Below are 9,972 nucleotides of genomic sequence, written 5' to 3'. Positions count from 1 at the left end.
GCCCACCAGCGCCCCGGCCGGTGTCCGCGTGGCACCGGACGGCGATGTCTGGGTGTACGACGCCGCGCAGCAGCACACAGCCGTCGCTGTTGCGGCCGGAGAGCCAGACGCGGTCCTTGGCGTCCAGCGTCACACCGGTGAGGCTCGTCCCGTACGCCAGGCGCCCGGCGAAGAGGGACTCCTGCCAGGTCGTCCCGTCCCAGCGCAGCAGACGGGCGACGCCCGCCGCGTCGGTGCCGACGGCCCAGGCGGCGCCCGCCGAACCGGCGACCGAGCGCAGATACCCGCCGGTGAGGCCGAGATGACCGAGATCGAGGCGGGTCCACGCGTCGCCGTCCCACACCAGGGCGAGCGGCACCCCGCGGGTGCCACCGCTGCGGCCCTCCTCGCCCACGGCCCACGCGAGGTCCGGGCCCGCGGCCGCCACGCCGAGGAGCTGGGCGGCCGGCGCGCAGGCCGGGGCCGGAACGGTCTGCCAGTCGTGCGGGCCGGGGACCCGGGGTGCGGCGGCCGCAGCGACCCCGGTGGCGGTGCCGCCGCTCGACGAGACCAGCCCGATCCCGGCCCCCGCCCCGACCAACCCGCTGATGAACCGCCGTCTTCGCACGAGGTCTCCCCTCCTCAGACGTTCGCCACTGTCACCCCGCCCGTCGTCGCGCCCAGCAGTGTCAGCCGTACGTCCTTCGGGCCCGCCTGTGTCGTACCGTCCGAGATGACCGCCAGGGCGAGGGTGTTGCCGCCCCGGGTGCGCAGGACGCCGTTCGGCAGGACGAAGGTGTGCTGGGGGCCGACGTCGTTGACGTACTGGCCCATGTTCCAGCCGTTGAGGAAGATTTGCACCCGGTAGGCACGCTTCCGGTCGTCGTCGAGGGTGAGGGCGATGGAGGCGTCGATGCCGGGGTCGACGGACAGCCGGAAGGACGTGCGGTACCAGGTGACGCCCTGCCGCCGGTCCTCGCGCGGCAGCCTCACCGGCTCCCAGTCGCCGTCGTCATGGCCGGGAAGGTGCCAGCCCTCCCGCTCCCCGTACAGACCGCCGCTGTTCAGCGGGCCGCGCACCGGATCGGCCGCCGCCGCGCCCTGGACCCGCCAACTCACCTTGGGCGAGGCTCCCTTGAACCGCGCGGACGTCAGTCCCCGGGCCGCCTTGTGGGTGTCGAGGCACTCGCCGTCCATGTCGTGCTGCATCCGCCGTACCAGGACCGACAGCACATGCTCGTCCCGGTCCCTCAGCTCCTGAGGCACCTCGAAGTCCGCCGTGGCCGTCCAACTGCCCTTCCGGGCCGTCCTCTTGTCCGGCACCGGCATCCGGTGGGTGCCCAGCGGCTCCCCGTCCAGCCAGGCCATCAGGAGGCCCTGGGTGCCGGTGCTGTAGGCGAGCGAGAGCGACTTCACGTCCTCGGCGTCGGTGAGGCGGCCGCGGTACCAGACGTCGCCGTAGTGGAAGCCGTAGTCGTCCGCGAAGAGCACCGGCTGTCCCTCGGGCACCGGAGTGGTGCTGAACGAGCTCTTCTTGTCGGCCTGTCGCCACGCCGAGTCGTCGAAGTCCGGCTCGGACTCGGGGTTCTCGGTGCGGCGCAGCCAGCCCGTGTCGAGCGCGGGCAGCGACACGGCGCCCACACCGGGCAGGGGCTTCAGGGCGATGAGGCTGTTGGTGGCGCTGACCCGGGTCGGCACCGGCTGCCCGTTCCAGGTGACCTGGCCGATACCGCGCGGCCCCCACACCTCCAGGCCGGTCAGCACGGTCGTGTCACCGGTGAGGTGCACGGTGGAGCCCTCCAGCGTGACGGACCGCACCAGCGACGGGCCGTACACCAGCACCGTCCCGGACGGGGTCTCGTACGGCCACAGCCGCAGCGCGGTCTCGTCGTCGGCGAAGCACAGCAGCAGCGGGCGCCCGGAGCCGCCGTTCTCCACCTTCACGCGGGCCAGCAGGCCGACGCCGAGCGGGGCGGTCACCCGCAGCAGACCGCGGTCGTAGATCCACGCCGGTTCCGCGTCGAGGCGGGTCGCCTCCGGCTCGTCCGGGCACTCCAGGACGACCTGGGCCATGTCGCCGTGCCGGCCGGAGAAGACGGCGATGTCCTGCCGCCCGGCGGCGACGAACATCGCGAGCTGGGCGGTGGCGTACCTCAACGTCCGCCGCCCGAGCTTCAGTTCGGTGGTGATCAGCCGGGCGTCATGGGCCGGGACGGTCATCGGGACCTCGATGCCGGCGTCCGGCAGCGGGACGGTGACGTCCTCGGCGGAGTCGTTGCGCACCACGTAGACATGGGAGCCCGTGTCGCGGTTGGTCAGGTGGTACACCTTCAGCCGGTCGTCGGGGGAGGTCACGTCCTTGGCCCGGTCCAGCTTCGCGAAGTCCGGGACATGCCGCAGCAGATGGCCGAGCTGGTGCATCGGGGCGAGCTTCGCCGTCTGCCGGCGCCCCTCGTCCAGGACCGCCCCGTAGTCGTACGACGTGTAGACCTGCGGGGCCGGCAGCCAGCCCCACGAGGTGCCGCCGAACGTCATGTAGACGTTGTGCAGCGTGATCCCGTTGGCGAGGTTGGTGAGATGGAAGCGCCGCTCGTACGCCGCGTCCCGGGTCCGCCGCGCCTCCTCGTACCCCTTGCCGCCGAACGCCGCCCCGCCCCACGGATCGGGCCGGCCGCCGCCGAACTCCGGGAGGAAACCCGGGGTCTTCGGGCTGGCCTTCGCGGCCGGCGCCCGCCGGGTGCCGAAGCGCCCCCAGTCCTGCGGGACCTCGTCGGGCGCCGGATACCCGTCGAAGCCGTACAGCCAACTCCCCTTCTCCCCGCCGGTGTCGAAAGAGCCGGGCGCCCAAAGACCCTCGCGGGTCTTGTCGTTGTGGAAGAGGGGGACGTCGATCCCGTCCGCCCGCACCTTCTTGTACAGGTGGGACATGTAGGCGCGGGCGTCCGCACCGGTGACGTCGTACGCGTTCTCGATCTGGTAGAGCAGGACCGTGCCCGTGCCCTTGGTGTACAGATGCCGGACGGCGATCGCGTTCACCCGCGTCAGCCACTCGTCGGCGTGCGCAAGGTAGGTGGGGTCGGTGGTCCGGGCCCTGCCCTCCGTCGCCGTCAGCCAGCCCGGGAAACCGCCCGCGTCGACCTCGGCGTTGATGTACGGGCCCGGGCGCAGGATCACGTACAGACCGGTCCCGGCGGCCGTGCGCAGGAACAGGTCCAGATCGCGGACGCCCGTGAAGTCGTACTCGCCGGGCGCGGGGGAGTGGAAGTTCCACGGGACGTACACGCTCACCGCGTTGTAGCCGTGCGCCCGCATCTTCTCCAGCACGTCCCGCCACAGCGACGGGCTCGGCAGCCGGAACGGATGCATCTCGCCCGACCACAGGACCAGCCGCCGGCCGTCGACCAGCAGCGAACAGCGGTCGAAGCCGACGGTGTGCCCGCTGCCGTCGGCGGTCGGCGGGCTCGGCGGAGGGCCCGTGGGCACGAGTCCGGGCGCGGCGGAGGACGGCAGCGCACCGCCACTGCCGGTCAGCGCCAGGCCGAGCGCGGTCGTGCCGGCCAGGGCGCTGAAGGTTCGTCTGCTGAGCTCCACGCGAGCGTCGCCTCCTGTTGTGCCTGCGTTTCCCGGGACGCGAGGGAGGGACCATTCTCCACGCCCGGCGCGGCACGCCTCACAATGGGCCCATGAGGATCTCGGCACGGGCGGACTACGCGGTACGAGCGGTACTGGAGCTCGCCGTACGACAGGGCGACGGCCCGGTGAAGGCGGAGGCCATCGCCGCAGCCCAGGACATTCCGCACAAGTTCCTGGAGGGCATCCTCGGTGACCTGCGGCGGGGCGGTGTCGTCGACAGCCGGCGCGGGGGCAACGGCGGTTACCGGCTGGCCCGTGACGCGGCGAAGATCACGGTCGCCGATGTGATCCGGACCGTGGACGGCCCCATCGTCTCCGTACGGGGTGAACGCCCCACCGAGCTCGCCTACACCGGCTCCGCCCAGCCGCTGCTGCCCCTGTGGATCGCGCTGCGGGCCAATGTGCGCCGCATCCTGGAGGGCGTCACCATCGCGGACATCGCCGCGGACGCCCTGCCCGGGCCGGTACAGGCGCTGGCGGCGGAGCCGGCGGCCTGGGAGAACCCGTAGGCCCCTGTCCGTGGGTGCGCCCTGTCTGTGAGTGCGCTCATCCGGGTCTCAGGCTGTCCTCAGCTTGACGCCCTACCGTCGCGTCCCGTTCATCCCTACCTCCCCGGTGGGAAAACCAGGAAACGACGGACGGGACCTCCCCATGCGCACGCTGATACTGCTCGCCCTCGCGGGCCTGGGCGCCCAGCTCGTGGACGGCAGCCTCGGCATGGCCTACGGCGTGACCTCCACCACCCTGCTCCTCGCCATGGGTACCAATCCGGCCGCGGCCTCCGCGACGGTCCATCTCGCCGAGATCGGTACGACGCTGATGTCCGGCGCCTCGCACTGGCGCTTCGGAAACGTCGACTGGAAGGTCGTCGCCAGGATCGGTGTCCCCGGCGCGATCGGCTCGTTCCTCGGCGCGACGGTCCTGTCGTCGTTGTCGACGGAGGTCGCCGAGCCGGTGATGTCCCTGATCCTGCTCGGCCTCGGCCTGTACGTCATGTCCCGCTTCACCTTCCGCGGCCTGCCCAAGAACCAGCTCGGCAAGCCGCTGCGGAAGCGGTTCCTGACCCCGCTCGGTCTGGTCGCCGGGTTCCTCGACGCGACCGGTGGCGGCGGCTGGGGGCCGGTCGGTACGCCCGCGCTGCTGGCCAGCGGGCGGATGGAGCCGCGCAAGGTGATCGGCTCGGTCGACACCAGCGAGTTCCTGGTCGCGGTCGCCGCGAGCCTGGGCTTCCTCTTCTCCCTCGGCTCCCAGGGCCTCAACTGGGGCTGGGTCCTCGCCTTCCTGCTCGGCGGCCTGGTTGCCGCGCCGATCGCCGCCTGGCTGGTCCGGCTGGTCCCGCCGCGGGTCCTGGGCTCCGCGGTGGGTGGCGTCATCATCGTCACCAACGTCCGTACGCTGCTGAAGAGCGACTGGATCGGGGCGAGCGGTTCCGTGAGTGCCGTGGTGTACGTGCTGCTCTACGCGGTGTGGGCCGCCGCCCTCACGTACTCGATCCGCGCCTACCGTCAGGAGAAGGCGGCGGAGGGCGAGCACGCGGCGGGACGGCGGCCCGTCAGCGCATAGGGCCTTTACGGTCAGTCGCTGTCGACGCCCACGGTCAGGGTCGCCGTGTAGCCGTCGGACACGCTGGAGCCCAGCGCGGTCAGGGTCAGCAGGCCGGAGGAGGCCCCGCCGTCGTCGTAGATGCCGTCGTTCTCCAGCAGGGTCTCCTTGGTGGTGTTCGCGGAGTACGGCGAGGTCGCCTGGATCTCGGTGTTGATGTCCTGGTCGAAGAAGAGCTGACCGGTGTGGATGATCTCGCCGCCGGTGTACGAGTCGTCGGTGAGCGTGACGTCCGTGTGCACCCGCATATGGACGTGCACCGCGCGCGAGACGTAGTGCCCGGGCCAGATCGAGGTGATGTTGCACTCGCCGTTCTCGTCGGTCATCTGACCGCCGCGCAGGAACGTGCCGTTGTCCTCCTCCGTGTGGCCGTTGCCGCCCACGAAACCGGAGTACTCGCCGAGGTGGTCGCAGTGCCAGATCTCGACCAGGGCGTCGGCGAGCGGGGCGCAGTCGTTCGCCACGTCGACGACCGTGAAGGTGTACTGGACCTCGAAGCCCTCCTTGTCCTCGCGGATGTCCTCGCGGACGAGGGCACCGTCGAGGGAGTAGGGACCCTCGGTGACCTCGGCGTTCAGCACACACACGCTGCTGGTCGCCGAAGTGGAGGCCTCGGTGGAGGCGGAGGCGGAGGTGGTCGATCCCTGCGTGGGCCTGTTCCCGCCCGGGTCGGCGGACGCGATGCCCGCGACCGCGAGACCGCCGGCCACGGCGACACCGCTGCCGCCGATGAGGACACGACGCCGCTTGACGCTGTTGTCCAGGCGGTGCTTACCGGTTGCCTGCTGCTCGTTGTGCTCGTTGTTTCCCGTCATGCCGAGTGAAGTTAGAGGCGTACCTGAAGAACTCCTTAATGTGCGGCTGTGAATAAGCTGGGGACGGATTCCTCAACAGCCCCTTATTTCCGCAGAGTTCAGACACTGTGAAGAAAATGTGAAAACCGCGTCTGTGAATGGCTTGAGATCGCCCTGACCGCGAGGTGTGTCTCTCCCTACGGTCCGGGGTGCGACAACCACCCCCCAACCCCTCAAGGAGAGACCATGGCTGGTGGACTCCTGCTGGGCGGCGCGCTCGCCGCTCTGCTCACCACCGCACTGCCCGCACAGGGCCCGACCGACGGGTTCGAGGACCCGCCGCCGGACAAGATCGTCATCAAGGTCGCCACGGTGAACGGCTCCGGCTGCCCCGCCGGTACGACCGCGGTCGCCGTCTCCGAGGACAACACCGCCTTCACGGTGACCTACAGCGACTACCTCGCCCAGGCGGGCGGCAACTCGGACCCGACGGCCTTCCGCAAGAACTGCCAGCTCAACCTGATCGTCCACGTCCCGCAGGGCTTCACGTACGCCATCGCCAGCGCCGACTACCGCGGCTTCGCCGCACTCCAGTCGGGGGCGACGGGCACGCAACGGGCCTCGTACTACTTCCAGGGCTCACCGAGCACGGCGTTCCGCACCCACCCCTTCAACGGCCCGCTCAACGACAACTGGCAGGCCACCGACACCACCGACTGGGCCCAACTCGTCTGGGCACCCTGCGGAGTTCAGCGCAACTTCAACATCAACACGGAGCTGCGGGTCAACGCGGGGACCTCGTCCGCGAGCAAGGTCAGCTTCATGACGATGGACTCGACGGACGGGGACATCAGCACGGTGTACCACATGGCGTGGAAGGAGTGCCCGGGGAAGTGACACCGGCGTAGGAGACAAAGCTCTGCCAGGCCCCCGGGGACAGCGTGAGGTGCGGGTCCCTGGGGGTCTTGGAGTCGCGGATGTGGATGGTGGTGGGGGTGAGGGCGAGTTCGAGGCAGTCGCCGGAGCCGCTGCTGCTGTAGCTGGACTTGACCCAGTTCAGTTCGCCGGTGCTCATAGGGCTCCTCGCATCCGCTCCAACAGGCTCACGGAGTCTTCGAGGGATAGAGCCTGCGCACGCATCTTGGCATACCGCTTCTGGAGCACGCTTGCGATCTTCGGGTTCGAGATGAGCTGGCCGCTCTCGGGGGCCTCCGTGTAGGCGAACCACTTGCTGTCCGGGTTCTCCAGGAGCTGCATCGCGCCATGGAGGCCGGGGTGCGACTCTCGAACCAGTGGCATGATCTGGACCTCGACATTGCGGAGGCGTGACAACTCCACCACATGATCGATGAGTTCACGGGTGACGTCTGGGCCGCCTGTGCGACGCAGGAACACATGCTCCTCGACGATGAAGCTGAACTCGGTGTTCGGCCGTTCCAGGAACAATCGTTGCCGCTCGGCGCGAGCCACCCACTGTGCCTCGATCTGCTCATCCTTCAGGGGCGGCAACTCGTCGTCGAACAGCTGCCGCGCGTACGCCTCCGTTTGCAACAACCCCGGCATCATCCGGCACTCGTAGGTGTAGAGCGTGATGGCCTGGGCCTCCATCCGTGCCCACTGGCGAAACCATGACGCCAGCCCCGGCTGCCGCACCAGACACGCGGCCGCCTTCCGTAAGGCGCCCGTGTTCCCCAGTACATCCTCCGCCCGTTCCACGAACGCCTGGTCCGGCATTCTCCTTCCCAACTCCACTGAAGCCACTGTGTGCTTGGAGAACTGGACCAGCTCGGCGAACTCCTCCCGGCTCAGCCCCGCGTTTTCGCGCAATGCCTGCAACACTGCCCCGAACGTCCGCATGCTGTCCGACGCCTCTGGCTCATCGACCACAGTCGGTCACCTCCCGCGGTCATGGTTACGTTCCGTCACGCGTACTGTCCAGCCCGTGACCGCGTACGCTGCCGCAGCGTACGCGGCGTGGAGCTGGTGAAGTGCAGGTCAGGGGCGTCAGATTGGGCGCATGACAGCGCCACCCCCACCGCGAAGTCGGCTGACCGTACGTGTGTTCACGCAGCGCCTGAGCGCAACGCCCCGCGGCGCCCGCCTCGCCCGGCACCTCGCTTTGAACCAGCTCCAGGAGTGGGGCATCCCGCACGGCGGGGACGTCTCCGACACGGTCGCGGTGATCGTGGCGGAACTCGCCGCGAACGCGGTGACGCACGGCCGGGTGCCGGGGCGGGACTTCGAGCTGGGTCTCTCCCTCGTGTCGGGCAGCGTTCGCGTCGAGGTCACCGACACGCGGGAGGAGGCCGTCATCGATGTACGAAGACCGCGCCCGCTGGCGGAAGCCGGGCGCGGCCTGGTGCTGGTCGACGCGTTGGCCGACCGCTGGGAGGTGGTGGACCGGCAGCCGCCGCCCGGGAAGACGGTGCGGGCGGAGGTGGATGTGCCGGGGTGGCTGGGCTTGTTACGACGGGGTGAGGGGCGCTGAGTTCAGGGCGTCGCCACGTCATGCGGGAGTGCGCATCCGTCGTGCCGGAGGTGGAGCCGGCGAAGATCCTGGAGCGCGGCGACGGGGAAGGGGTGCTGAACCCACTTTGCCCGATAGCCGTCCTCACCGTGCAGCCGTAGCACCGATTGAGCCGCTTCCACGACGACGTGCCCGAGACGGGTCCTGGGCTGTGCGGAACTCCAGCGGAGCGCGCCGTCGAGGTCGGGAGCGTCGAAGCTCGCCGACATGTCGGGGAAGTGGTGGATCGCGATGTCGACGTCCGAGCCCCTGCCACGCAGGACCCACCTCGCCTCGGCCGGTTCCAGGTCGAAGGAGAAGCGTTGGACGGGGGTGGGGCCATAGAGCCCCGCCACGCCATGGAGCAGATCGGCCAGGGCGTCCGTGCAGTAGCTGACGACGTCCTTCCACTGCGCGATGCCGTCTCCGATACGGCACGTCGCCCAACCGCTGCCGCTCAGCTCCCAGTCGAACCGGAGGCCGTCAGCCATTCTTCCGCCCCTCCCGCCTCGGTGATCGTCCCCGCAGACGGTACAGCGAGGGACGGCCGCCCCCCTGCGCGCTGGGGAGACGGCCGCCGTATCGCTCATGTACGGGGTCAGACCTCTACACCGAGGGTCAGGGTCCCGGTGTAGCCGGACGACGGTGAACTGCCGATCGCCGCCAGGGTCAGGAGGCCGGACGCGGCGCCTCCCTCGTCGTAGATGGAGTCCTGGGCGAGGGTGGTGCGGGTGACGGTGTTGGCCGAGTACGGCGACAGCGCGCCCACTCTCGCCGTGATCGTCTCGTCGAAGAAGAGCTGGCCGGTGTGGACTTCGGTGCCTCCCGTGAACGAGCCGTCGGAGGTGAGCGTGACGCCGGTGTGCACCTTGACGTGGATGTGCACGCAGCGGCCGCGGTACCAACCGGGGTACACCGTCGTGATGTTGGCGACGCCGCTGGAGTTGGTGAGGACTCCGCCGCGCAGGAAGGTGCCGTTGTCCGGTTCGCTGTGGCCGTTGCTGCCGACGTAGCCGGAGTACTCGCCGAGGGCGTCGGCGTGCCATATCTCCACCAGCGCGTTGGGGATCACCGCGCAGGTGTCGTCGTTGACGACGGTGAGGGCCAGCTTCAGGACGAAGCCGGTCTTGGTCTCGTGGATGTCGGCGCGGACGAGGGCGCCGTCGAGGTAGTAGGGGCCTTCGGTCATCTCCTTCGTGAGGGTGCAGACGGCCGCGGCGGCGACGGGGGAGGCGTCGGCCGCGTCGGTTGTGGGGGCTTCGGGTGCGGCGGCGGTCACGGCCAGAGCGGCTGCCGTGGCGCCGGTGGCGATCAGTACGGTGCGGCGCCCGATCGGGGTGGGGGTTGCTTCCGAAGTGTCTGTCATGAACACGGCACCGTAGGAAGGCATGCTGTCGACGAGCTGTCAGTTAGGCAAAGTGAGAGATCGTCAAGTTTCTTGCGAGACAGGATGCCGAC

10 protein-coding genes and 1 pseudogene are annotated in these 9,972 nt (G+C 69.8%); 4 read left to right on the top strand and 7 right to left on the bottom strand.

Annotation, left to right across the window (positions count from 1 at the left end; translation table 11 throughout):
- A pseudogene (locus HLK59_RS27985) lies at positions 1–607 on the bottom strand (hypothetical protein); the annotation flags it as partial.
- 14 nt (positions 608–621) lie between these two features.
- Complete coding sequence (locus HLK59_RS27980; RefSeq protein WP_171144301.1) at positions 622–3,570, bottom strand: beta-galactosidase; 2,949 nt, start codon at positions 3,568–3,570, stop codon at positions 622–624.
- A gap of 92 nt (positions 3,571–3,662) precedes the next feature.
- Here HLK59_RS27980 and HLK59_RS27975 point away from each other — a divergent pair, with 92 nt between their 5' ends.
- Positions 3,663–4,121: an Rrf2 family transcriptional regulator gene (locus HLK59_RS27975; protein WP_171144300.1), complete on the top strand. Its 459-nt coding sequence runs from the start codon at positions 3,663–3,665 to the stop codon at positions 4,119–4,121.
- 142 nt (positions 4,122–4,263) lie between these two features.
- Positions 4,264–5,175: a sulfite exporter TauE/SafE family protein gene (locus HLK59_RS27970; protein WP_171144299.1), complete on the top strand. Its 912-nt coding sequence runs from the start codon at positions 4,264–4,266 to the stop codon at positions 5,173–5,175.
- An 11-nt stretch (positions 5,176–5,186) separates the two neighbouring features.
- Here the strand turns inward: HLK59_RS27970 and HLK59_RS27965 are convergent, their stop codons facing one another.
- Complete coding sequence (locus HLK59_RS27965) at positions 5,187–6,029, bottom strand: intradiol ring-cleavage dioxygenase (protein WP_171144298.1); 843 nt, start codon at positions 6,027–6,029, stop codon at positions 5,187–5,189.
- Between the two features lie 225 nt (positions 6,030–6,254).
- On the opposite strand from HLK59_RS27965, the gene HLK59_RS27960 reads away from it, so the two are divergent.
- Positions 6,255–6,905, top strand: a complete 651-nt coding sequence (locus HLK59_RS27960; protein WP_171144297.1) for a DUF4360 domain-containing protein — start codon at positions 6,255–6,257, stop codon at positions 6,903–6,905.
- Here HLK59_RS27960 and HLK59_RS27955 read toward each other — a convergent pair.
- Both HLK59_RS27955 and HLK59_RS27950 read right to left on the bottom strand, forming a co-directional pair.
- Positions 6,859–7,083 carry a DUF397 domain-containing protein gene (locus HLK59_RS27955; RefSeq protein ID WP_171144296.1) on the bottom strand — a complete coding sequence of 75 codons (225 nt, stop codon included), beginning with the start codon at positions 7,081–7,083 and terminating at the stop codon, positions 6,859–6,861. The two genes, HLK59_RS27960 and HLK59_RS27955, sit on opposite strands and share 47 nt — an antisense overlap.
- Positions 7,080–7,865 (bottom strand): helix-turn-helix transcriptional regulator, encoded by a 786-nt coding sequence (locus HLK59_RS27950; protein WP_171144302.1) that lies wholly within the window; start codon positions 7,863–7,865, stop codon positions 7,080–7,082. Before HLK59_RS27950 ends, HLK59_RS27955 begins: the two co-directional genes overlap by 4 nt.
- A 160-nt stretch (positions 7,866–8,025) precedes the next feature.
- Here HLK59_RS27950 and HLK59_RS27945 point away from each other — a divergent pair, with 160 nt between their 5' ends.
- A complete protein-coding gene (locus tag HLK59_RS27945; RefSeq protein ID WP_171144295.1) occupies positions 8,026–8,496 on the top strand; it encodes an ATP-binding protein in 471 nt (156 codons plus the stop codon).
- Positions 8,497–8,498: 2 nt separating this feature from the next.
- On the opposite strand, the gene HLK59_RS27940 is transcribed toward HLK59_RS27945, so the two are convergent.
- Together HLK59_RS27940 and HLK59_RS27935 are read right to left on the bottom strand one after the other, a co-directional pair.
- Positions 8,499–9,005 (bottom strand): hypothetical protein, encoded by a 507-nt coding sequence (locus tag HLK59_RS27940; protein WP_171144294.1) that lies wholly within the window; start codon positions 9,003–9,005, stop codon positions 8,499–8,501.
- 107 nt (positions 9,006–9,112) lie between these two features.
- The gene (locus HLK59_RS27935) at positions 9,113–9,880 is read right to left on the bottom strand and encodes an intradiol ring-cleavage dioxygenase (protein ID WP_171144293.1); all 768 of its coding nucleotides are present in this window, start codon (positions 9,878–9,880) and stop codon (positions 9,113–9,115) included.
- Positions 9,881–9,972: the final 92 nt, after the last annotated feature.

Source organism: Streptomyces sp. S3(2020) (genome assembly GCF_013044505.1).
GTDB lineage: Bacteria > Actinomycetota > Actinomycetes > Streptomycetales > Streptomycetaceae > Streptomyces.
Note: the sequence above shows the minus strand (reverse complement) of the source record. Positions and strands in the feature narration are given on the sequence as shown.